The 23,174-nt window shown below is 48.2% G+C and carries 21 protein-coding genes; 17 read left to right on the top strand and 4 right to left on the bottom strand.

From position 1 onward, the window contains the following. Window positions 1-134: 134 nt before the first annotated feature. The gene (locus GKAS_RS13030) at window positions 135-1,049 is read right to left on the bottom strand and encodes a LysR substrate-binding domain-containing protein (protein WP_035894758.1); all 915 of its coding nucleotides are present in this window, start codon (window positions 1,047-1,049) and stop codon (window positions 135-137) included. Between the two features lie 486 nt (window positions 1,050-1,535). Between GKAS_RS13030 and GKAS_RS13025 the strand changes: the two genes are divergently transcribed. The 4 genes from GKAS_RS13025 to GKAS_RS13010 are packed head-to-tail and all read left to right on the top strand — an operon-like array spanning window position 1,536 to window position 5,547. Then, window positions 1,536-3,056, top strand: a complete 1,521-nt coding sequence (locus tag GKAS_RS13025) for an amino acid ABC transporter permease/ATP-binding protein (protein ID WP_035894741.1) — start codon at window positions 1,536-1,538, stop codon at window positions 3,054-3,056. Between the two features lie 26 nt (window positions 3,057-3,082). After that, window positions 3,083-3,955, top strand: coding sequence for a phytanoyl-CoA dioxygenase family protein (locus tag GKAS_RS13020; RefSeq protein ID WP_035894740.1), 873 nt, complete (start codon window positions 3,083-3,085; stop codon window positions 3,953-3,955). A gap of 24 nt (window positions 3,956-3,979) precedes the next feature. Beyond that, window positions 3,980-4,810 carry an ABC transporter substrate-binding protein gene (locus GKAS_RS13015; RefSeq protein ID WP_035894739.1) on the top strand — a complete coding sequence of 277 codons (831 nt, stop codon included), beginning with the start codon at window positions 3,980-3,982 and terminating at the stop codon, window positions 4,808-4,810. 5 nt (window positions 4,811-4,815) lie between these two features. After that, window positions 4,816-5,547 carry a class II aldolase and adducin N-terminal domain-containing protein gene (locus tag GKAS_RS13010; RefSeq protein WP_035894736.1) on the top strand — a complete coding sequence of 244 codons (732 nt, stop codon included), beginning with the start codon at window positions 4,816-4,818 and terminating at the stop codon, window positions 5,545-5,547. 161 nt (window positions 5,548-5,708) lie between these two features. On the opposite strand, the gene GKAS_RS13005 is transcribed toward GKAS_RS13010, so the two are convergent. Continuing rightward, window positions 5,709-6,233, bottom strand: a complete 525-nt coding sequence (locus GKAS_RS13005) for a phenolic acid decarboxylase (RefSeq protein ID WP_081918546.1) — start codon at window positions 6,231-6,233, stop codon at window positions 5,709-5,711. A gap of 934 nt (window positions 6,234-7,167) precedes the next feature. Between GKAS_RS13005 and GKAS_RS13000 the strand changes: the two genes are divergently transcribed. The 7 genes from GKAS_RS13000 (at window position 7,168) to GKAS_RS12970 (ending at window position 15,523) form a co-directional block, all read left to right on the top strand. Beyond that, window positions 7,168-7,617 carry a helix-turn-helix domain-containing protein gene (locus GKAS_RS13000; RefSeq protein ID WP_167540416.1) on the top strand — a complete coding sequence of 150 codons (450 nt, stop codon included), beginning with the start codon at window positions 7,168-7,170 and terminating at the stop codon, window positions 7,615-7,617. Between the two features lie 48 nt (window positions 7,618-7,665). After that, window positions 7,666-8,202: a fimbrial protein gene (locus GKAS_RS12995; RefSeq protein WP_035894733.1), complete on the top strand. Its 537-nt coding sequence runs from the start codon at window positions 7,666-7,668 to the stop codon at window positions 8,200-8,202. Between the two features lie 74 nt (window positions 8,203-8,276). Next, entirely contained in the window at window positions 8,277-8,984 is a 708-nt protein-coding gene (locus GKAS_RS12990; protein ID WP_035894731.1) for a fimbrial biogenesis chaperone, read from the top strand. Between the two features lie 13 nt (window positions 8,985-8,997). Further along, on the top strand, window positions 8,998-11,523 hold the full coding sequence (locus GKAS_RS12985) for a fimbria/pilus outer membrane usher protein (RefSeq protein ID WP_035894730.1): 2,526 nt from the start codon (window positions 8,998-9,000) through the stop codon (window positions 11,521-11,523). 17 nt (window positions 11,524-11,540) lie between these two features. Further along, window positions 11,541-12,866: a fimbrial protein gene (locus GKAS_RS12980; protein ID WP_051910765.1), complete on the top strand. Its 1,326-nt coding sequence runs from the start codon at window positions 11,541-11,543 to the stop codon at window positions 12,864-12,866. Beyond that, window positions 12,863-13,627 (top strand): fimbrial biogenesis chaperone, encoded by a 765-nt coding sequence (locus GKAS_RS23940; RefSeq protein ID WP_072011398.1) that lies wholly within the window; start codon window positions 12,863-12,865, stop codon window positions 13,625-13,627. The genes GKAS_RS12980 and GKAS_RS23940 overlap by 4 nt, the downstream gene beginning before the upstream one ends. A 1,113-nt stretch (window positions 13,628-14,740) precedes the next feature. Next, window positions 14,741-15,523, top strand: coding sequence for a histidine phosphatase family protein (locus GKAS_RS12970; protein ID WP_051910763.1), 783 nt, complete (start codon window positions 14,741-14,743; stop codon window positions 15,521-15,523). Between the two features lie 116 nt (window positions 15,524-15,639). On the opposite strand, the gene GKAS_RS12965 is transcribed toward GKAS_RS12970, so the two are convergent. Next, the gene (locus GKAS_RS12965) at window positions 15,640-16,767 is read right to left on the bottom strand and encodes a multidrug effflux MFS transporter (protein WP_035894728.1); all 1,128 of its coding nucleotides are present in this window, start codon (window positions 16,765-16,767) and stop codon (window positions 15,640-15,642) included. Window positions 16,768-16,869: 102 nt separating this feature from the next. Between GKAS_RS12965 and GKAS_RS12960 the strand changes: the two genes are divergently transcribed. The 4 genes from GKAS_RS12960 to GKAS_RS12945 all read left to right on the top strand — a co-directional run bounded on the left by GKAS_RS12960 (window position 16,870) and on the right by GKAS_RS12945 (window position 21,449). Beyond that, entirely contained in the window at window positions 16,870-17,664 is a 795-nt protein-coding gene (locus tag GKAS_RS12960; RefSeq protein ID WP_035894726.1) for an AraC family transcriptional regulator, read from the top strand. 394 nt (window positions 17,665-18,058) lie between these two features. Further along, complete coding sequence (locus tag GKAS_RS12955) at window positions 18,059-19,087, top strand: zinc-binding dehydrogenase (RefSeq protein WP_035894724.1); 1,029 nt, start codon at window positions 18,059-18,061, stop codon at window positions 19,085-19,087. 4 nt (window positions 19,088-19,091) lie between these two features. Then, window positions 19,092-20,297 carry an MFS transporter gene (locus tag GKAS_RS12950; protein WP_035894723.1) on the top strand — a complete coding sequence of 402 codons (1,206 nt, stop codon included), beginning with the start codon at window positions 19,092-19,094 and terminating at the stop codon, window positions 20,295-20,297. A 303-nt stretch (window positions 20,298-20,600) separates the two neighbouring features. Beyond that, window positions 20,601-21,449, top strand: coding sequence for an EamA family transporter (locus GKAS_RS12945; RefSeq protein ID WP_035894722.1), 849 nt, complete (start codon window positions 20,601-20,603; stop codon window positions 21,447-21,449). A 9-nt stretch (window positions 21,450-21,458) separates the two neighbouring features. Here the strand turns inward: GKAS_RS12945 and GKAS_RS12940 are convergent, their stop codons facing one another. After that, entirely contained in the window at window positions 21,459-21,953 is a 495-nt protein-coding gene (locus tag GKAS_RS12940; protein WP_202209274.1) for an Lrp/AsnC family transcriptional regulator, read from the bottom strand. 415 nt (window positions 21,954-22,368) lie between these two features. Here GKAS_RS12940 and fecI point away from each other — a divergent pair, with 415 nt between their 5' ends. Together fecI and GKAS_RS12930 are read left to right on the top strand one after the other, a co-directional pair. Beyond that, window positions 22,369-22,890 (top strand): ferric citrate uptake sigma factor FecI, encoded by a 522-nt coding sequence (gene fecI / locus GKAS_RS12935; RefSeq protein ID WP_035894721.1) that lies wholly within the window; start codon window positions 22,369-22,371, stop codon window positions 22,888-22,890. Next, on the top strand, window positions 22,887-23,174 hold a 288-nt coding region (locus tag GKAS_RS12930), incomplete at its 3' end, for a DUF4880 domain-containing protein (protein WP_035894720.1). The genes fecI and GKAS_RS12930, both read left to right, overlap by 4 nt.

Raw genomic sequence — 23,174 nt, 5'->3', positions numbered from 1 at the left:
CCGGAATTGACAGAACTCAGGTTATGTAACTGTGAGGAAATCGTAAATTATTATAAAACGATCGTCTGAATAGAATTTTATGAGGGTAGCCGTAATACAATAAAATAAACCTGCAGGTTATGCAGGCATTATTTTCATGCGCGTGAAGGCATTAACTCAATACTGCGGCAATAATCCATAAACAGCTGCGTCGGGCGCGTTGGCTCATTGTTGGCAAGATGCGCCATAATTAATGTTGATGCAGGCATCTCATCAACAATATCTCGCTGCACCACCCTTTCACCGTCATAGGTCATATCACAATACGGACGCGTGACTAATACCGAAAAACCTAATCCTTGCCCCACCATACAGCGCACCATTTCAATGGACGGCGAACTGTAGGCGACTTCCGGGTGATAGCCTTTTTCTTTAAATATTGAGATAAAATAGTTTTTACTGGGGACGGCATCCAGCAAGATCATCGGTTCCCGGCTTAATTCCTGTAACGTCACCGCCGATTTTTGCGCTAATGGATGTGAGGCTGGCAATAATGCATAGGGCTTGTGCGGCGCGTTCAGACGCTCTTTGTTAATGGAATGCCCCAGTTCGAGATCGTAAACCAGCGCTAAATCAAAGCGCCCGCGATGCAGGCCATGCATTAATTCATGCTGCTCACCGTCGTATAAATGCAGGGTAATTTCCGGGTACAGCTTTTTAAACCCGGCCACCAGTTTTGGCATATACAGCGGCGCCACGGATTCAAAGCAACCCACTGAAATCATGCCGGAAACCAGCTCTTTATCTGCCCGTGAGTTCTGCTCAAACTCCCACGACAGGCGCAGCAGTTCTTTGGCTTTATCGTAGATGCGGCGGCCACTGGAGGTGAGCGACACGCCCTGGGCATGGTGGCGAATAAACAGCTGCTGGTCGAAGGTGCTTTCCAGGTTTTTTATCGCAATCGAAATTGACGGCTGTGCAATATGCAGCTGGCGGGAGGCCTCGGCGATACTTTCCGTCTCCACGACCGTCACAAAGTACTTCAGCTGTTTGAGTGTAAATCGGTTCATCGCATCACCATTGATAAAATATTGTTTATTACTCATCGGAAGTAGTTTCCTGCTATGGCGTTGCAATCCCCATGCCATTTAACCCAAACGGGGTATTTATCCCCAATACGGAGTGCTGATATTTATCAACGGCCATTTTATTAACGCTGTTATTTTCTGATTGCACCATCACGAGCCACGCTGCACTATTACCACGCACCTCCTGCCCCGATAATGTGCAAATACCTCTCCTCCCCCTAAATATCGTTATTTAATTTCAGTGATTGTTTTTTAATTGTTTCATATCGGCATTGAGATAATCACTTTACATTCCATAACGTTAATATCGCTGCATAGTTTTTTTAAACTTAAAGACCAAAAATTTACTAATTGCCTCGATGAACATCCTGCCAGCATAGTGTCATTGCACGATGAATATCGGCGACGTTGGATTAATGCACCATCACGTCGCTTCCATTTCTGTTAATTATGGCGAGTAAATAGCCCATGACGTTTAACTGGAACTACATGTTAAGCCTGCTTAGCGATGTCGATTTTTGGCAGGCCACCTGGACCGTCATTAAATTAAGTCTGCTGACCTGGGGCTGCAGTATTGTGCTGGGGTTTATTCTGGCGCTGGCCAAACAATCGCCGCGTGCCTGGTTAAGCACACCGGCCCGACTTTATATCTGGCTGTTTCGCAGTATGCCGCTGCTGGTGCTGCTGATTTTTGTCTACAACATGCCGCAGGCGCTGCCGTCCGTCGCCCCGCTGCTTAACGACCCGTTCTGGGCCGGGCTCATCGCCATGGTATTAAGCGAATCTGCCTATATTGCCGAAATTCACCGCGGTGGGCTGCTTTCCATTCCCCGTGGGCAAAGCGAAGCCGCGCGGGCGCTAGGTTTGCGCTACGCCGGCATTCAGTGGCGAGTCATTATTCCTCAGGCATTGCGCGTCGCGCTGCCTGCGCTTGCCAACGAATACATCGCTATTGTGAAACTCAGCTCGCTGGTGTCGGTTATCTCACTGACCGAAATTCTGATGGTCGGTCAGCGTCTCTATTCGCAGAACTTCCTCGTCATGGAGACGATGGCGGCAGTCGCCTTCTATTACATCCTGATCGTCACGGTGTTTGATTTCCTGCTCAAGTGGCTGGAGAAGTATCTCGACGTCACCCAGCGCAAAACCACTCGTCAGGTTGACGCCGAAATGCAGAAGCTGGCCACTGCGCAACGCCCGGTGATGGCGCGAAGCGTTGCGACCGCTGAAGAGCCCGCGCTGCAGGCCTCGAAGCTGCATAAAGCCTATAACAATGTCGAAGTGCTCGGCGCGGTAAGCCTCAAAATCCAGCCAGGTGAAGTGGTTTCGGTTATTGGCCCGTCCGGCTCGGGAAAAACTACGCTTATCCGCCTGCTGAACGGCCTGGAACAAATTGATAACGGCGAAATCAGCATCAACGGCCAGCCGTTTATCCACCTTGAGCGTCAGGGTCAGCAGAAGCCACGCTTTATGGAAGAGGCTAAGCATCGCCTGAATATCGGCATGGTGTTCCAGAGCTTCAACCTGTTCCCGCACCTCACCGTGCTCGGCAATCTGCTGCTGGCACCGCGCTACCACCGCCTGGCGACCGATGCCGAGCTGCGCCAGCATGCCTGTGAACTGCTGCATAAGGTCGGCATGCTGGAACACGCGTGGAAGTATCCGCACCAGCTCTCCGGCGGCCAGCAGCAGCGTGTGGCGATTGCCCGCGCGCTGATGATGCGCCCACAGATCATGCTGTTTGATGAACCGACCTCAGCGCTGGACCCAGAAAAGGTTAACGAAGTGCTACAGGTAATTGAATCCCTGGCGCATGAAGGCATCACCATGGTCATCGTTACCCACGAGATGAACTTCGCCTTCAAAGTCTCTGACCGAATTGTATTTATGGAAAAAGGCCGGGTGGTCTGTGACGACACGCCGCAGGCCATGCGTAGCGGGCAACACCCGCGCGTCGATGCCTTCCTGAAAGATGTCTCTTTGGCTTAATCATTCGTACTTGAAGAGGAACCACTATGATCGCGCAATGGCAAATCGAGCAGTTTCATCAGCAGGGTTATCTGGTTGTCGAAGGGGTGCTTTCCAGCGATGAAATCGCCGCATTGCAGACCGATTTTGACGGCTGGGTGGAAGAGAGCCGCGCCCACGACGCGGTGTGGGGCGAGACGCTGGACGGACGTCCGCGCTTTGACCTTGAGCAGGATCATTCGCCGGATCACCCTTCTCTTCGCCGCGTCACCTCGCCTACCGAGATTTCCGCCGCCTATCACCACGCGGCGCTGAACTCGCGGATGGCGACCATCGCCGCCCAGCTTATCGGCGGCAGCGGCACCCGTTTTCATCACAGCAAAATTAATTCCAAGCTGCCGCACACCGCCACGCAGGTGAAATGGCATCAGGATTTTCTGTTCACCCCGCATAGCAACGACGACATCATCACCGCGCTGCTGATGGTGAGCGACGTCACCCCGGAGAACGGCCCGCTGAATGTGGTGCCCGCCAGCCATAAAGGGCCACTGTGGTCGCACTGGCAAAACGAGCGTTTTACCGGCGCGGTTGATACCGACGTGGTTGACGCGCATTGCCAGCAGCCGCAGGCCTGCTTTGGCCCTTCTGGCTCCGTCTGCTTTATGCACACGCGCCTGCTGCACGCTTCAAGCCCGAACGAGACCGCACAGCCGCGCACGCTGTTCATCAGCGTCTATGCCGCCGAAGACGCGCTGCCGTTTGGTGAAAACCCACTGCCGAGCGCCCACGCGGGTCAACTGGTCGCGGGTGCAGAGAGCGGCCTTGTGCGCAGCACCGTGAACCAGCTTCGTCTGCCGCAGAAACCACGCGGCGCATCCTTCTTTGTTCAACAGGCCGGTGCCGACAGCGCCAGCATGTAATTTGCTCATTTTTCTGGAGGTTTTATGACACGTTTGACTGCACTGCGTCCTGTTGCCCTGCTCCTTTGCGCCACTGGCGCGCTGACGTCCTTTAGCGCGCTGGCCTTCCAGCACGACGGCAAGATCACCGCCGGTTCGGACATGACCTTTTTCCCGTATGAATATATGGAGAACAATAAACCGGCCGGGTTTGATATCGAGTTTCTCGATGGTCTGGCAAAAACCATGGGCCGGGAAGCGGTCAATATCGACACCCGCTTCCCGAACCTGATTCCTGGCCTACAGGGTGGCCGTTTCGACATCACCAACTCGTCGATGTACATCACCGCCGAGCGTCTGAAGGTTATCGACATGGTGCCATATCTGAAAAGCGGCGAAGCGATTCTGTCGCTAAAAGGCAGTGACTATCAGCCAAAAACCCCGGAGGAGTTCTGCGGCCATAAAATTGGCTCGATGGGCGCTACTTCCTGGCTGGCGCAGCTGCAGAAGCTTTCCGTCGACTACTGCGTGAAAAAAGGTCTTAAGCCGATTCAACTGAGTGAATACACCACCGATCCGCAAACCACTCAGGCGATGCTCTCCCGTGCGGTGGAAGCGCAGATCACCGATGCAGCGGTTGCGCGCGGGGTTGTTGAGAAGCTCGGCGACCGCGTGGTGATCTCCTCCGAGACGCTTATCTACCCGGTGCTGAACGGCTATGGCGTGAAGAAAGGCAATACCGAGGTGAAAACAGCCCTTGAGGAAGGTCTGAAGAAATTCAGCGCCACGCCTGAATACGCCGCGCTGCTGAAGAAATACAATTTCCAGGCACCGAGCGCAGAGGACCTGCAAACCCTGATGCCAAAAGCGGAGTAATCACCATGCGCTACTCGCACGAAGAGCAAACCCGTATCGATCTCGCGGTGACCTTTCGCATCATCGCCCAGCTTGGGATGCATGAAGCGGTTGCCAACCATTTCAGCGCGGCGCTCTCACCCGATGGGAAAACGTTTCTGCTGAATCCGAAGTGGAAGCATTTCTCACGCATTCGCGCCAGCGACCTGTTGCTGCTGAACGCTGATGATGAAAGCTGCGCGGCGCGCCCGGACGTGGACGCCACCGCATGGGCGATTCACGGGCAAATTCACCAGCGCCTGCCGGACGTGCGAGTGGTGCTTCACCTGCACCCGGTCTACACCACCAGCCTCGCCTGTCTGGCCACGCCGCAGATCCTGCCGGTTGACCAGAACACCGCCCGCTATTTTAACCGCGTTGCCGTCGACACGCTGTACGGCGGCATGGCGGACACCACCGCAGAAGGCGCAAGACTGGCGGGGCTGCTGGCAGATAAACGCCGCCTACTGATGGGCAACCACGGCGTGCTGGTGACGGCACCCAATATTGGCGAGGCGTTTGATGATATCTGGACGCTGGAACGCGCTTGCCAGATTCTGATTACCGCGTGGTCGACCGGGCAGCCGCTGAAGGTGTTATCGGATGAAGTGGCGGAAAAGACGGCGCAGGATTGGGAGAAGATTGCGGACTTTTCGAGACGGCATTTTGAGGAGATGAAGGAGATGGTGATTGAGAGGGATCGGACGGTGTTGGATTGATGAGGTGCGGCCCGGGGAAACCTGGGCCGGATTCGTTTTTACGGGGTAAATAGCGCAGTCTAAAACTGTGAGTTCTCCGGTATAGTGAGTATCTACTTTACCGGGTGATTTCCCATCTTTCCTGCCGCCTGCGGCTTTCTTAGCGGGCAGATTATTCGCTTTTACTTACCATCAAAAAAGTTATCAGGAAGCTGGCCAGGAGGCATGTTGATAACCTCGTCATTGTCGGCACCTTCATTTTTCATATAGGTTACCTGGGCAAACTCAGGGATGATGACATAAGGATAGGCTGGACCCTCATCGCGGAAGCGATGCATATCTTCGATGAACTCATTCTGATAGCAGATGGTTTTTTCTGGGTGCTGCCCTTCGCCGGCAATCCACTGTGGGAAAAAGATTGTCCCATGTACGAGTTTACGTTTCAGATCAAACAGCAGGCTCACACAGGTTCCAGTCGGTTCATGCCAGTCGACTTTGTAGATGCCCGGAGCAAACTGGATGGCATGCATTTTCTGATTTGTCACCCAACGCCCACCAACTAACCCCTGATGAATACGGTAGTCGCAGGTATTGTCATTACGTGCGTACCACTCATATTTCCAGCCGTTGTCATAGGTGTATACGAAGTGGGTTCCCACGAACTCTGACAGGTCGGAAGACATCTCTTGCAGTGAACGGTTTTCCATATTCTTATCCTTGATGATAAATATCGTTGAACTTTGAGTATGAACTCTAGTGGTTGAGATAAGGATATGGTTTGAAAATCAAATTAAAAAGTGCAATTAACGAATGAGATTGATTCAAAAAATAGTTCTATTTATCTTTGCTAATGCTTCCACTGCTGCCGTGGTCGATGTCCCGTCACTTTTCGCGCTCTCCTCCGAACTGGGCTATTTGCAACGGTTGCCGGTCAGCTGGATTATGCTTTCATAGCTGTATCTGTACTTTATGGGGTTTCGCATGCTGCGTACCAGAATTCAGCCTATCCCGTGCACTTAATACTGTTCCAATCATCCTCTGCGACTCTATTAACTTGACCGTTTTTCGGCCTCACCTGTAAACATTTTTTCATCACAACATCAATATTGGCGCCCTTCCCGTATATGGCTGTATAAATAACAACCAGCAGATTAAGAACTCGCCTCAAATATTACTTTTAATGAAAAATCATCATGTTCTTCACATCACTCAATAAATCAATGATTTACACGAAAACGGATTGAATAAAAATATAATTCTATATCCCCAGGAAGGGTTATAGACAATGACAATTTATAATGAAAATTCCTAGTATAAACATGAAAAGTCTTAATAAACCTCATAATATGAATAAAAACCAAACTGATTGTATAGGAGAATATATGAAGATAATCCTTTGTAATTTAAATGCATTTCATTTGTCTTAAATCAAATTACAGTTATTATGATGTTAATTCTTAATATCCTGAATTGACTGAGGCTTAATCATTGTTTGACAAAGGATACAAACTGCTGTGCCAAAGTTGTGCATTGAAATGTGAGATCTTACCGCAGCGAATGGTGAAGTCCGCTAATTGTCTCAATGGTCAGGTAAGTATATGGCCTAATAGCAATATGTTTTTTACGGATGGCCTTCTTGATATGCTCAAATCCACAAGAGCGATAATCATTGGTAAAGGCTACTTATTTGTAGATTTCTCGTATTACAACATTAAGTACTTTTTAAATACTGACTGGAATGCTCGCTTGGTTAGTTCGGGGTTAACTGTCATCCTGGTTACCGATAGATATTTAAAAGCTCTTGCTCTGTATTTTCAAAGCATCAATCCAGGAATCAAAGAAGTGCTTAGCAGTACCGATGGTGTGATTGTCTTCAGGAGGAGGCTTGAATACTTTTTATCAGGAAGAAGCATCAGTACAAGAAGTTATGGAAAAATAAACTACACAGAACTTCAGGTGCTTAAGTATCTAATCAAAGGAATGTCTGTCCAGGAAATAGCTTCTCGTACATACACCACTGACAAGAGAATATATAACTTACGCAGCTCAATAGAACGAAAAATGGGCATTACAATAAAAAGGATGCTTTAACTTATGGAAAATCAACATACGTGTTATGCAATCAATAAAGGAAAAATCATGTTAAAGAAATTACTTGTCTTATCGTTAGCATCAGTTTCAGCATCCAGCGTATATGCTGACTCGACCAACACAGTGCAATTTAAAGGGGAAGTCAGCACCCAAACCTGTTCCGTCAACATCAACGGCAATGAAGCTAATCCAGTTGTATTGCTGCCTACAGTTTCGACAAGCTCTCTGGCAACCGCTGGCGCAACTGCAGGTGAGACAACATTTACCGTGAACGTTACCGGCTGCGATGTTGCTACGGCTGATACCGCGATTAAGACGGAATTTGCTGGTAATAATATTACGACCAACGGCAACCTTGGCAATACGGGTGATGCCGCAAATGTATCAATCCAGTTGGTCGACAGTGATGCAACCACGCCGTTATCTTTCGCCTCAGGGTCAATAGCCACAACCTCAGCCATGACGCTGGCTACCGGTGCTGATTCGACGTCACAAGATTTAATCGTCCGTTACTATGCTGAGGATACCGGTGTTACCGCTGGTACCGTCATTGCCAGCGCCCAGTACGCAATCACCTACGAATAGTTTTTTAAATATGCGTTAACCCTAAATTGATGCAGTTTAGGGTTTTAATACTATTAGATAAATGGCCGTTATTAATGTTACATGTTAATAAGTATATCATCATTATTTTCCTGTTCGCTTTCATCAATAAAACAATGGCGAGTGTAACATTGGTCGGCACCCGCATTATCTATAATTCGGCATCAAAAGAAAAGACATTACAGTTTAGCAATCAGGACAATAAGCCTTCTTTAGTGCAGATATGGGTTGATAGCAAAGCGAAAAACTCCTCACCGGATAAGGCATCTGCACCATTCATTATTACACCACCTATTTTCAGGATTGACGCCAAAAAAAGTCAGTTAGTTAGAATCATGTTTTCAGGCAAGGAAAAGCTCCCTGAGGATAGAGAGTCTGTATTTTATTTTAATTTTCTCCAGGTTCCCGCGGTCAATGATGAGGATAAAGACAAGAATAAACTCCTGTTAATGGTGACTAATAACCTAAAGTTGTTCTATCGCCCTGCCAATCTTCGTGGTGACCCTAATCAGATGGCAGAGAATTTGTTGGTTTCAAGGATAGGTAATTCACTGACGATAAAAAATCCGATGCCATTTTATGCCAATATAAGTTCGGCAGAGATCGTTAGCAATAATAAAGTAGAGAAGATTAAAAATATAAAAATGCTCGCACCTTTTTCTTCTCAAGATTTTCCGATTCAGGGAACATTTAAAAAACCCCAGGTGGCATTGAAAGTTATCAACGATTACGGCGTAGAAATTAAACGGACTTATGATTTTTAACAGGTTTGCTACTATGAACTTACTCAATGAAAAAATAAACTTCTTTATCTGGAATGCTTTTATTATTTTTCCATTTAGTTTTCTTGCTCACGGTGCGGATGACGGATTCACATTTGATACCTCATTGTTACGCGGTAGCTCTCTTAACAATGCAATGCTTGATAAATTCAAACAAGAAGAGACTATAGCGCCTGGCATATACCTGCTTGATGTCTACGTCAACGGGGATTTTGTATTCCGCGATGATATATCAATTGAGCAAGATAAAAATGGTCATACATCGCCAAAACTTACCCTAAAACAGATTCAAAATATTGGATTAAAAATAAAACCTCAGGAGAATACTAAAACTTATCCTCTCAGTGCTGATATAAAATCCACCATTGATCTGCCGCAGTTAAGAATAGACCTGAGCATTCCCCAGGCTATGATGAACCGTAGGCCGCGTGGATATCTCACTGAAAACATTCTCGAATCTGGCGAGTCAATGTTTTTCATGAACTACAACCTCAATCAATATCATGTGAGTTATAAAGAAAACAATATCAGCGATCTGAACTCTACCTATGCAAGCATGAATGGCGGCATAAATTTGGGTTTGTGGCGTTATCGTCAGATATCAAATCTACGTTATCAAAGCGGGAGTGGCACTAACTTTGATACGTCTCGACGATATGTTCAGCGAGCCATTTATCCGCTAAAAAGTGAAGTGTTATTGGGGGAAGGGTTTACCACCGGTCATTTCTTTAGCGGTTTGGGGTTTCGAGGCATAAAATTAAGCTCGGATGAACGTATGCTTCCTGATTCATTGCGCGGATACGCACCAACCGTTCGTGGCGTAGCTAATTCAAATGCTCGCGTAAGGGTTATTCAAGGTAAGAATGTACTATATGAAACTACGGTGGCTCCCGGCCCCTTTTCAATAGAAGATCTTTACGCAACCAACTATGCAGGTGATCTAACCGTTATCGTGACCGAGGCGGATGGCTCGACGCATTCATTTTCCGTTCCTTTTGCTGCGGTTCCTGAATCTATGCGCCCAGGATTATCAAGATACAGCTTTACGTTAGGCAAAACGCGGTACGTTGGTGATGACGATCTTTTCAGCGAATTAACATGGCAGCGCGGGTTAACAAATGAGCTAACGCTTAACCTTGGTAACCAATTTGCTGATGGCTATCAGTCACTAATGCTTGGCGGTGTATACACCAATTCATTTGGGGCCTTTGGGATGGACACGACCTACTCCCATGCGAGTCTCCCTGATGATGATGCCGCAGGATGGCTTATGCATCTGTCATATAGTAAAACGTTTCAACCCTTTAATACGACATTGTCTATTGCAGGATATCGCTATTCAACCGACGGTTACCGGGAAATGGGCGATGTACTTGGTCTGCGTAAAGCGGCTAAAAACGGCGATACGTGGTCATCAACGACTTATCGTCAACGTTCGCGCTTTGAGTTATCGCTTAATCAAAATATAGGCGATTTGGGCAACCTGACAATGTCAGGTTCGATACAGGATTATCGCGATAGCCGTAATCGTGATAAGCAACTGCAATTTGGCTGGGGAAAAATATTCCATAATGGAGTGGCATTAAATCTGTCAGTAACGAAGTCAAGAACATTAAGTTATGCTTATAACTATAACGACCAATACGATTATGGTTCTAGAGCCAGTTATAGTAATGCATATAAATCCCAGACGACTACAGCATTATCATTAACTTTCCCACTTGGTCGGAAAATGAATTCACCCAGTGTGTCAGTAGTGGCAAACAACACCAGAGGTCAAGGAAGCAGTTACCAGACGGCATTATCTGGTAACGTGGGCGACGATAATCCTGTGAGCTACGGCGTTAATTTCTCCACAGATAACACCAGTCACCAAAATATCTGGGGAGGTAATCTTCAAACCCGATTGCCTTACGCTAATGTCACCGGCTCAGCATCGACATCGCAACAATACTGGCAAGGTTCAATGTCCTTACAGGGGGCTGCTGTAGTGCACCGTGGAGGGATTACCCTTGGCCCATATGTGGGTGACAGCTTTGCACTTATTGATGCGCCCGGAGCCAGGGGAGCCAAAATTGTGGGCGGACAGGGCTCAAAAATTGATTACTTTGGTTATGCTTTAGCGCCATCATTGACGCCATATCATTATAATACGGTAGCCTTAGATCCACAGGGTATGAATAATAAAGTCGAACTTGAAGATGGTCACAAACGTATTGCGCCTTATGCCGGCGCCACCGTTAGAGTGAAATTCAATACTATTAATGGGCAAGCTATTTTGATTACAGCTAAAACGCTAAATAATCAAATTATCCCCATGGGGACTTCTGTTCTCGATTCAGACGGGAAAGAAATAGGTATGGTCGGGCAAGCTAACCAGGTATATCTGCGTAGCGTAAAACAGCATGCCAAAATCACCTTGAAGTGGGGCAATCAAGATAATCAAAAATGCAATTTAGAATATGATTTACCCACTAACCTTGATGCGCCGGTTGCGTTACTTGATGCTCAATGTCGTTAGTTTACCGAGGAACCATTATGTATAATTTATTTTTCTCCATCGTATTTCTATCACTGTGTTATACATTACCCTCTTACGCCACCTGTACGCGCGTTTCGCCCACTGTGGATGCCGGGTGCGATACCTGTGGTGTCGGTATTGGCCTTGGGAGAGTTAACCTTACAAGTGCATATCTTCAACCGGTGGGCACCCCTTTAGGTAGTAGCACTTTTAACCTTACTTCAGGTGTTCGTTATTCGGATCCCGACCAGGTGCTTTATCAATGTGCAGCCAGTGATGCTGGAAGTATTTATGAAGTATTCGCCACGAACGGCGATGACCGTGTCGGTGGATATTATGACCTGGGGGCTACTGACGGTTATCCTAACTATTTTGCCACCTATTTTCCTTATGTCGGAATTAAGCTCACGCATCTGAATTCGGGGCTTGAGTTCACGCGCTATTGGCAGCAATATCCAATTAAAAGTTATGCCACTACATCCGATGGATATATTCAGATAAGGGTTAAGGATTTTAGTTCAGTTCGCGCCGATCTGATTAAAATCAGTTCACTGCCCGGCCAGGGGGCAAATCAGTACTGTGGCTATAGCGCATCGGACTTAACATACGGTATGGCGTCAACAACCGGAACGTCTACTTACAGCTGCGCCCAACCCAACGGTTATGTCACTTTTGCAGGCCCAGGCATTGAATCTGACACTGTAGGTAGTGATTCCGCAACGAACTATAGTGTCTGGGGAACCGGTCGCTGGAATGCATTTGGCATGGGCACGTCACCAGTTTCAACGCTTACGCATACCGCGACATGTGTTGCTCGTAATGTGACCCCGCTGGTTTTATTACCGACGATTTCTGTTTCCGCATTAAATAATGGTTCATCTTCTCAGGCACAATTCGTCATTAACATTGAGTGTGATAACTCAGCGGTATCAGGAATCAGTAGCGACGGAACAGCGTTGGGTTTACAGGTTCCCTATGAAGCTTACACCATAGCTCAGGAGCTCGGCCTCGTTAATTCAAGCGGCGGTGTGAGCTACCTTCTTTCCGATGGTTACGGTACTGATAGCAGCGTAGCGACCGGTGTTGGAATTGAACTTTCAAACACCGAAACTGGAACCGCCATGAATTTTTTAGGTTGGGCAGCTTCTAATCCTTCCAGCTTAACCGGCAATGCCGGCGGATGGTACCCGGTGCTGGATGGTTCAACCAGCAACGGTAGCACAACTGATGGCTACACCCACTACACCACGCAATTAACCGCAACGCTTACCCGAATTCCAGGGGAAACCGTAACAGCGGGTAAGGTTGATGCCAAAGCATATATCTGGGTAAAGGTCCAATGAATCCGATTAAAATATCATTACTACTGCTCCTCAGTGCGGTTTTCATTGCCTCGTCGGGTCAATATGCAAATGCTGGAATTATTGCATCAGCCACCCGGGTTATTTTTGTTGAGGGTGACAATGAAAAAAGCCTGATGCTTGTCAATACGAATGCCTACCCCGTCATTGTTCAGACCTGGGTTGATGATGGCGACATTAAAAGCACGCCAGATTCTACTGTTGCACCATTCGTATCGTTGCCTGGTGTATTCAAAATGCATTCAGGAGCCATGAAAGGTTTGCGTATCGTAAGGAATAACTTAAGTCTACCTGATGATAGAGAATCCGTTGTCTGGCTTAATCTTTATGAAATACCACCTGGCAAACCAACGATACCGCCCTACCAGACACAGGTGACTCTTGCCATGAATACGCAAATGAAGATTTTTTATCGGCCACGTAGCATCGCTAAAAAAGCAGGCCTTGCTGTCAACCAGCTTAGTTTTACCGTCAGAAAAAATGGCAGCACCGTATCGCTTACCGGTAAAAATGATTCATTATTTCATATTTCATTTGCCAAAATCTCACTCTTAGTTAACGGCAAAAAATATGAGATCAAACAAGAAAGCAACATGATGATTGCACCACTGAGCCAAAAAACGTTTGAGGTTGAAGGTGCCGTTGAATCCTTTAATGAGAATGCTACCGTCGAAACTTCTATTATCGATGATGAAGGCCATCAGTTTTCCCGCACATATAGCACGGAGTCTCAACGGGAGTGAGATAATCTGAAACTTTTAACCTTGCAAACTTGTGTTTTGCAACGTTGGAAATCGCCGTATTTACTTGCCCCCTCTCCACTTATAAGGACATACCCCTTTAGGGTTGTCCTTTGCTACTCTTTCGTAGCCATTGATTGTATAAGTTTAAAATAGATATTCCTATCATAGATTGTCATTAACAATCTGTTAAGCGATAACCTTTTCATTAGACAGACAAAATCTATTGATAGATCTCAATGAATAGTTGTTTGCTGTTAATCTCACCCATAAAACATAATCAAGATCAATTCCTCCCCTTTCTTCTCATCATATATTCTGTGAAAACCCGGTCATCCTTCAGGTTCTTATTCTCCAGAAAGCGATACTAATTTTACTCGCGTTACGTTATTTGACGAGATACTGTATGATTAAAAAATTATCAATGATAGCGCCAGTTTTTTCCTTACTTTGTTCTTCAAGCCTGGCTTTTGCCAGCTCTTACTCGTCAGGCAGTGATGTTCATTTTCTAGGAAAAATAGTAGAACCGTCGTGCTTTGTTAGCACAAATAACAACCAGGTCAGGTTGTCATGTGGACGTACCCAAGAATCCAACACGTACGTGTTAAGCTCCAGAAAAGCATCCGGCAACCTCAATGATCGATTTTATTTCTCATCGTCACTGAAGAAGATCAACGATAAAACCAAGCTAATTACCCTAAGGGTTTTATATAAATAAAGACCTGGCATCACGCTTTTAGTATTGTGATGCCTTTTTCTTCAATACGCCTTCACCCATTATCATCAGTTTCGCTATCAACTACAGTTGTGTTGATTCCCCCTACCGCGACGCTGCTCGCTGAAGTTCAACGTGCTATCAGAGTTCTTTGCCATGCAAAATATTCGGGGCCAGGTGGGGTTGTCAAAAGTGATTTAATTCACAAGTTCACTATTTTTTGACAGTAACGCAAAAAAACAGGAACTTTTAAAACAAAAAAAAGGAAGACGCCGTTAAACAAAATGTGAGTATATGAGCTTAGTGATGGATAGTAATACTGCATCATATCAAGCGCTTTAATATTTATTATCGATTACTTCCTGGGCGTTATATATACACTTACACTCAAAGGCCTCTGTATGACTATTATGAATAAGATTGTTATTGGTATTGTTTCGGCAATGTTCTTTTCAACTGCTCTAGCTGAACCAGTAGAAAAATCAAATATAGAAAATAAAGAAATAAAAATCTATATCGTCAGACACGGTAAAACGATGTTCAATACGCTCCACCGGGTGCAAGGTTGGTCAGATTCACCACTAACAGAAAAGGGCAAGAAAGACGCCTATATGGTGGCTAATGGTCTTTCAACAATCAAATTTGATATCCTATACACCAGCGATCTTGGTAGGGCCAGGGAAACCGCTAGTATAATTAAAAGTAAGCAACATAGTAAATTAGCTGTTATTGAAGATAACAGACTCAGAGAGTGGAACTACGGAGGATACGAAGGCGGCTTAGATGGTGAGCTGTGGACGCCGATTTTCAAAAAGTGGAATCTGAGCTATGACAAAAACTTCACTCAGTGGGATCAGTTGATGAGTAAGGCGACTGATAGGGATATTGCAAATGAAATCAGTCAAAACGATCCCATGCATTGGGCCGAAAACTACCAACAGATTGAAACACGCTTACATGATTCTCTAGAAGATATAGCAAAAAATGCCGAAAAAAACGGTTATAAAAATGTACTGGTAGTTAGCCATGGCGGGGCCATTGGCACTATTATCGATACACTCACACCAGGTATAGAGGCTGTGCCGTTAATTGATAATATGAGTGTTACCACCTTATCTTACCAGGGAGACGGCACATTTAGACTGATTAAAGCTGGAGATATGTCCTATTACCAAGCCCATTAATCTCTAAAGCAGTTCCCGCTCCCAGCTAATCTGCCCTGGCAGTCGTAAACCATTTAATATTATACCGGGAACCCATACGACAATAGGTTCCCGGGTAAATAGTAAAACCAACAGGCTTAGCGCCGTGACAGGCTGCAAAGGCAGGCTATTACTGCACACGCGGTCAGAACGAGTCCAAGCTGCTGCACGATACCAGCAAGTCCCAGCATCATTCCCAGCAATAAATAGTAGACCAATCCAAACAGCGCTCCGGCTGCGCCTGCCTGTTCACGATACTGGCTTAGAGCCTGACTCAGCACGTTTGGAATCGCAATACCATAGGCAATCACAACCCCAACTACCGGCACAAGGATCCATACAGATTGCTGTAAGATCCATGCTGCAACACCCGACAATAGAGCCAGCAGGCAAGCATTTTTCACCAGTTGTTCTGGCGACAAACCGATAGACAACAGTTTCCGGTTCCATAAGCTGCCCGATAGAGAAGCAAAGGCCAGTAAAATCCCTGTCCATCCGAAAGCCCTGGCACTCCAACCCAATTGGCCGAAAAGAAACGGTGCAAGGCTGTAGTAACTGAAAAGCATGGTATTAAGCAGTGCAACGAGCATTGCATTTTTCCACAGCCTTCCATCCCCCGCCATCCGGCAGACCAGTCCGCCAAATCGCGAGCCGGAAGTATTTTCCGACCGCGTTTCAGGCAGCAAGAATGCTGTCAGCATCAGCAGTATCAGCGCCAACGTGACCAGCGCAACAAACACGCCGGTATGTCCGTACAGGCTAACCAGCCAGCCGCCACTGACCAGACCGAAAACGGGACTGATTGCCAGCGCCGCTCCCATCACGGAAAAGACACGGGCTAACGCCGTCGATTCATAGCTATCTCGCAGCATGGTTTGAACGACAACTGAGCCAGCAGCGGCACCTATGGCTGCGACCATGCGAGCCAGGAGCAATATGCTAAAGTCGGTAGCCACAAGAGCGAGTGCTGAACCGGCCCCGTAGCACAGAAGCCCGGCCATCATCGCGGGGCGCCGACCAACGCGATCGCTTAACCATCCCCAGAGCGCCACGCCGACGGCAAACGCGACAAAATAGACTGAAAGCGTCTGTGCGGCACGTTCACTGCCCACCTGAAAAGCACGAGCAATGTCGGGCAACGCTGGGCTGTATATGGTTTCCACCAACTGGGGAAACATAATCAGTAATGTAAGTAACCACAACGGTGGTTTTTTATTGGTTTTCATAGCAACAATCCTTAGATAATCAGAATATGCGGCTATTATTGCGGAAGTGGTTATGTCGTATTACCATGATAAGGACTATTTATATTTAAAATAGGACACAAGATGAAGATCAATCCAGACGATTCTTTTGACCCGGATACGTTCGATGAAAGGGTTGTTGGAATTGCATCCGATATGGGAATACATGATTCAGGGATGCACAGCCACCTTCGTCATCAGTTGCTTTTTTCGGCAGCGGGAAGCATCACGATTGAGCTGGATAATACCCTTTGCCTACTTCCGCCCCGGCGCGCTGCCTGGATACCTGCCGGCACGGTTCATCGCGCCATTATGAATGGCGCAATGGCCTATCGTTCTCTTTACTTTTCAAATGTTTTACCGTTATCGGCGTTGCCCCTACAGATCGTTGAGGTTAATCCCCTGTTCTTTGAAGTGATCGAAAGGATGGCATTCTGGCAATGGGGAATGCCTGAAGAACAACAAAGCAGTCTCATTACCGTGTTTTGTGAAGAAATTAAAAACGCCCAAAGCGAAAACTGGACGTTGCGGTTTCCGTTAGATATTCGCCTGAGTGTCTGGCTGGACAGCGTGCGCGGAGGCGAATTACCCCCACGTCTGGGGCAGTTAGCCCAAAAAGTCGGCGCATGTGAACGCACAATAAGCCGTATATTTATCCGGGATACGGGAATGAGTTATCAGAGCTGGAGGCAGCAGTGGCGGCTGCTGAAAGCGATGGAAATGCTGTGTGACGGCTGGTCGCTAAGTCAGGTGGCGCAACAGCTTGATTTTGTCAGTGACAGCGCCTTCATTGTTTTCTTTCGTCAATATACGGGCACAACACCGACCCGCTATCTCCGCCATTCAATCACTGAACATCAGGACACATCTTTGGGTTAACCGTCGACAAAACCTTATTTTAAGCATGTCGCCATTGCGTTCTGCCCTATTTGGTTGATGTGCGAGTGCAGATGAACAGTGACTTTTGCAGTTATTAGATGACTGAAGATAACGCTTCATTCTTTTACTGAAAGGTCACGCGTTTGATCATTCTGATTCATGTTTACCCAGTATACGCACGCAAGATAGATTTTCTTTCCTGTATCGCAATTTCTTCTCAGTCGTCAATCAGAGGCTCCGATGGCATTCTGGTATTGCACAATGAGGATCACGGCTTTTCGTCAATGAAAGCCAGAGGAGAAAGAGACCGTGGACCGTCGCCGCATAAAACATGGTGTCTCGTTTTCTCGTCGCCCTTGCCATCTGATAATCCCTATTTTTACCGGTGCCATTTATGAATAAAAAATACCGCGCGATGCAGATCGTTGCCCCCGGCGTGCTGGAAATGACAGAGCGGCCGATCCCCGCTCCCGGCCCGGATGAGGTGCTTATCAAAATTGAAGCATGCGGAGTATGCGGTGCCGATCTCCGGGACGCGGAAAGCGCGCCGCAAGAGGGCCAGCCTGGTCGTATACCGGGACATGAGATCGTCGGGTTTATTGCCCGCAAGGGAGAAAAGGTACCCGATATCTGGCAAACCGAGCAGCGGGTAGGCGTCGGGCGGCTGGGTGGGTACTGTCAGTGCTGCAAACCCTGTCGCAGCGGGCTTTTTCATCTCTGTGAAAATCAGCTTACACCAGGACTTAGCTGCGATGGCGGCTACGCAGAGTACGTTGTCATGCGGCATACCGCGCTGATAGCGATCCCCACCGCGCTCGCTTCCGTGCATGCCGCCCCAATCCTTTGCGCCGGTACCGCAACCTTCAACGCGCTGCGTAATTCTGGTGCCAGAGCGGGCGACAGAGTGGCGGTTATCGGGATGGGTGGCCTTGGCCATATGGCGGTTCAGTACGCCCGCAAAATGGGGTTTGACGTGACGGTGGTTGCGCGGGGTAATGAAAAAGAACGTGCGGCCTTTCAGCTGGGTGCACACCACTACATCGATACGCTGAAGGAAAATGCATCACAACGGCTGAAAAACGACGGCGGTGTGGATTATATTGTGGCTACGGCAGCGGATTCAAAAACGGTTGCAGCCCTCTTGTCCGCCCTCTCTCCTCGGGGAAAGACGATCCTGCTTGGTACAGGACAAACGCCGTTGCAGGTCTCGCCGGGTATGATGATCGGCGCTGAACGCACACTGACTGGCTCCTTCGTCAGCACACCTGCGCAAACCGAGCGCGCGCTGCGGTTCAGCCAGCTCTTTCAGACGTTGCCCATCACAGAACTATTGCCCTTTGAACGGGCAAATGAGGCGCTCAACAGACTTAAGCAAGGTATGGCGCGATACCGGATAGTCCTCACCATGAACCAGGATAATTAATCACATGTCCGCAGAACATTTCCTGCCCGTTGCAGACCAAAACAATAATATTATCCGGCTGTCGGCCGCCCAGGCCCTCGCCGGCGCCAACTCCGTCGTCTTTTATGCCACCGGCGCAATTGTGGGTAACGCCCTCGCGCCCAGCGGCTCGCTGGCGACACTTCCCATCACCATGTTTGTTCTGGGGATGGCAGCCTGTATCCTGCCGTTAGGCACATTAGCGCGAAAAGAAGGCCGTAAAGCCGCCTTTATGGCCGGCACCGGGGCGGGCGCCATTACTGGCCTGACGGCTGCGCTGGCCGTGGTCATCGGCTCGTTTTTATTGTTCTGCATTGCCGCATTTTTAGGTGGCGCATATGCCGCCGTTGCGCTCAGCTTTCGTTTTGCCGCAACCGACGGCGTCACGCCAGAACGTCGCGCCCGGGCCCTATCGCTGGTGATGGGAGGCGGAGTGATTGCCGGCGTGATTGGCCCCATGCTGGTTTCAGGTACTATGCACCTCTGGCCGCCTCATACCTTTGCCGTCACGTTCATCGCCCAGGCGCTGGTGGCCGTCATTTCGGCATTCATCCTCAAAGGCGTGAAAACAACAGAACCTGCCAGCACGGTAAAAATGGGTGGGCGACCTTTGCGCGACATTGTCCGTCAGCCAGGGTTTGCCCGAACCGTATTCAGCGGTGCGGTAACCTATATGGTGATGAACTTCCTAATGACGGCAGCACCACTCTCCATGCACATGCACGGCATTTCTCAGCAGGCGTCGAATCTCGGTATCCAGTGGCATGTTATTGCCATGTATGGCCCAGGTTTTTTCACCGGCAAATTAATCAACCGCTTCGGAGCCATGCGTATCGCCGCTGCCGGTCTGCTTATCACCGCAAGTTCTGTTCTGGCCGGGCTCGGTGGAACCGATATTTTCCACTACTGGCTGTCGCTGATTTTACTGGGTCTCGGCTGGAATTTTGGTTTTACCGGCGCATCGGCGAAGATCATTGAATATCACCGTCCCGAAGAGAAAACTCAGGTCCAGTCTCTGAACGATTTTGTGGTGTTTGGAGTGATGATCGTCGGCTCTTTCTCTTCAGGTGCCCTGCTCAGCCTCTACGGCTGGAACGCCGTCCTGTGTGGATCCCTTGTTCCCATCGCTCTTGCCTTGGCCGGTATTGTTAGAGAGTTGCAGGCGAAAAAGCTGGATAAATTAGGCTTCTGAGGCCGTTTTATCTGCTGCCTGGATGCGAGTTATAGTGATTTGAAAAGTAGCTAAAGCCCAAAATCAGCGGGCAGGATTTTGGGCATATTCGCCGATGCTGACTGGCCTTCTGCACGCATAACTCCCGAACTAGCCAACGGGTTGGTCCGTTTAATGCCAAAAGCTCACTGAAATCATCAAGAGTTTTTTGTTCAAAACACGCCAGCGTTCTGAGAATAAAGCTTATTTTTATGAAATTTATGAGAAAAATAAATAATCGGGAAGAGATAACATTGTGAGCTCGATCTTTAGAATGGTTGACTCATGAGAACAAATCAAAATATTCCTTTTCTGGCTGCCTTTTCCGGAATGGTTTCAGTACAAACTGGCGCAGCCTTCGCTAAAACATTGTTCCCGGTTGTCGGCAGTGAAGGTGTGGCCGCGTTGCGGCTTGGAATATCTGCTGTCATTTTATTTCTGATTTTCCGTCCATGGACATTACGTCAAAGCGGTATCTCATACGGAGCTATTACTCTGTATGGAGTTGTCCTTGCTCTGATGAATCTGCTGATTTACCGGGCTTTTGCTTATATTCCCGTCAGTATTGCTATATCAATCGAGGTTATGGGTCCACTGACAGCAGCGCTACTCACGTCCAGACAGAAAACAGATCTGCTCTGGATACTGCTGTCCGCAATTGGCATGTTTCTGCTGGCAGCTGGAGACATAAACAACACCATTGACATCAGAGGCGTGGCCTATTCTGTTGCGGCGGCACTTTTCTGGGGAATCTATGTCATTGTAGGCAAAAAAGTATCGGGAGGCGGCGGGCGCTCTGTCGCGGCCGGCATGCTGATTGCGGCCCTGATAGCCGTTCCGCTCGGAATCGCTCAGGCTGGCGTTGCGCTGCTCGCGCCAGAGGTGCTTCTTACAGGGCTCTGCGTGGCGCTGCTGTCAAGTATGTTGCCTTTCCTGCTGGATGTGTACGCTATGCGCTGGCTACCTTCACGCGTATTTGGCGTTCTGCTAAGCGGTTCCCCGGCGGTAAGCGCGCTTGCTGGATGGATTATCCTTCATGAGGAGCTTAGCCTGACGCAATGCGGTGGCATTCTGTCTGTCATGGCAGCCTGCGCAGGCTGTGCGCTGTTCGCTCGCCCACGTACACTCTCCTGACACAGGCATTTACTCATTCAAATCAAACAGAGGAATCTTCATTCCTGTTTTAACCGGGTCCAAAACAATGAGCGTTCTGTAGGTCAGAATGTCCTGATTATCCGCAAAGTGCTGTCTGACGAGACGTTCAAAGTGCTGTAGGTCGCGGGCGATCATAATGATGATGAATGAGACGCCTCCATTAACGAAATAGCACTGCTGAATTTCATCCACGTTGTGAAAATAACGCTTGGCTCTGTCCATGACCATACTCCGATCCTCAGTCAGCCGTGACTCAATCACGGCTGTAATCGGATTACCAACGTACGCCGGTTCTATGAGCGCAATATTTGCCCTGATAACCCCTTTCTCTTCGAGTCTACTAATACGGCGTTGTACAGAGGGGGTCGAAAGCCCGACTTTTTCCGCGATTGCAGAGTGCGACTGGCGGTTATTCACCTGCAGCATGTCGAGGATGGATAAATCAAAGCGATCCAGGTTTTCTCGCATGATTTTTTTTCTCATTATCGCGCCTAAAAAGAGCAAATTCAGCCATCGGGATAAGCAAATGAATCATTTCATAAGCTGCTGCACTTTATCATAAAAGCACTTAATTTGCAGAGTGAGCCTGAAAGAGCATGACATGAAAAGAAGAAGTCGGATTGTCATCGGAACCGTGATTTGTGTTGTCATAGTATTTTCTCAGTTCTTATTTTCCACTCTCTATCCTGATGGCGCTTCGCTTATCAGACCTACAAATTCATTGCGGCGTTAGCGGTATTTTTCATGCCACCTCTCCCACCCAATGCCTACCTTTAACATTTTTATTAAAAACAACACGTTATTGGTATCAACCAGATACTATTTTATTTCTAATTGTAATGAGAACTATTCTCATATTAATATAGCCGCGTGATAATTAACTTTTGATGCACTGCGCATGCCTGACCACGCCACTACTACTGCTTCCTTAACGCTCGAGTCGCTTTATGGCGCCCATCACGGCTGGCTGAAAAGTTGGCTGACGCGCAAGCTCCAGTCAGCCTTTGATGCCGATGACATTGCCCAGGACACATTTATACGGGTAATGGGCAGCGATACGCTCTCGACGATCCGCGATCCGCGCTCCTTCCTGTGCACTATCGCCAAACGGGTAATGGTCGACCTGTTTCGTCGAAATGCGCTGGAAAAAGCCTATCTGGAGATGCTGGCGCTGATGCCGGAAAATCTCGCGCCTTCGCCCGAGGAACGTGAGAGTCAGCTCGAAACACTGCAACTCATCGACAGCATGCTTGACGGGCTGAGCGGAAAAACACGCGAAGCGTTTCTCCTTTCGCAGCTGGATGGTCTGACCTACAGCGAAATAGCACTTAAGCTCGATGTTTCGGTCAGTTCAGTAAAAAAATATATGGCAAAGGCTATCGAACATTGTCTGCTGTTTCGTCTGGAGCACGGCCTGTGAACGCTTCTATCACCGATTCTCGCCGTCAGGCTTTGCGCTCGGCATCACACTGGTATGCCGTATTGAGCGGCGAGCGTGTCAGCCCACAGCAGGAAGCGCGCTGGCAACAATGGTATGAAGAGGACAAAGATCATCAGTGGGCCTGGCAACAAGTTGAAAACCTGCGCAGCCAGCTTAGCAGCGTTCCGGGCGATGTCGCCAGCCGGGCGCTGCACGATACGCGTCTTACCCGTCGTCATGTCATGAAAGGGCTACTGCTGCTGCTCGGCGTGGGCGGCGGCTGG

Origin of the sequence: Kluyvera ascorbata ATCC 33433, assembly GCF_000735365.1 — a bacterium.
Taxonomy (GTDB): Bacteria; Pseudomonadota; Gammaproteobacteria; order Enterobacterales; family Enterobacteriaceae; genus Kluyvera; species Kluyvera ascorbata.
This window is presented reverse-complemented; position numbering and strand designations above follow the sequence as displayed.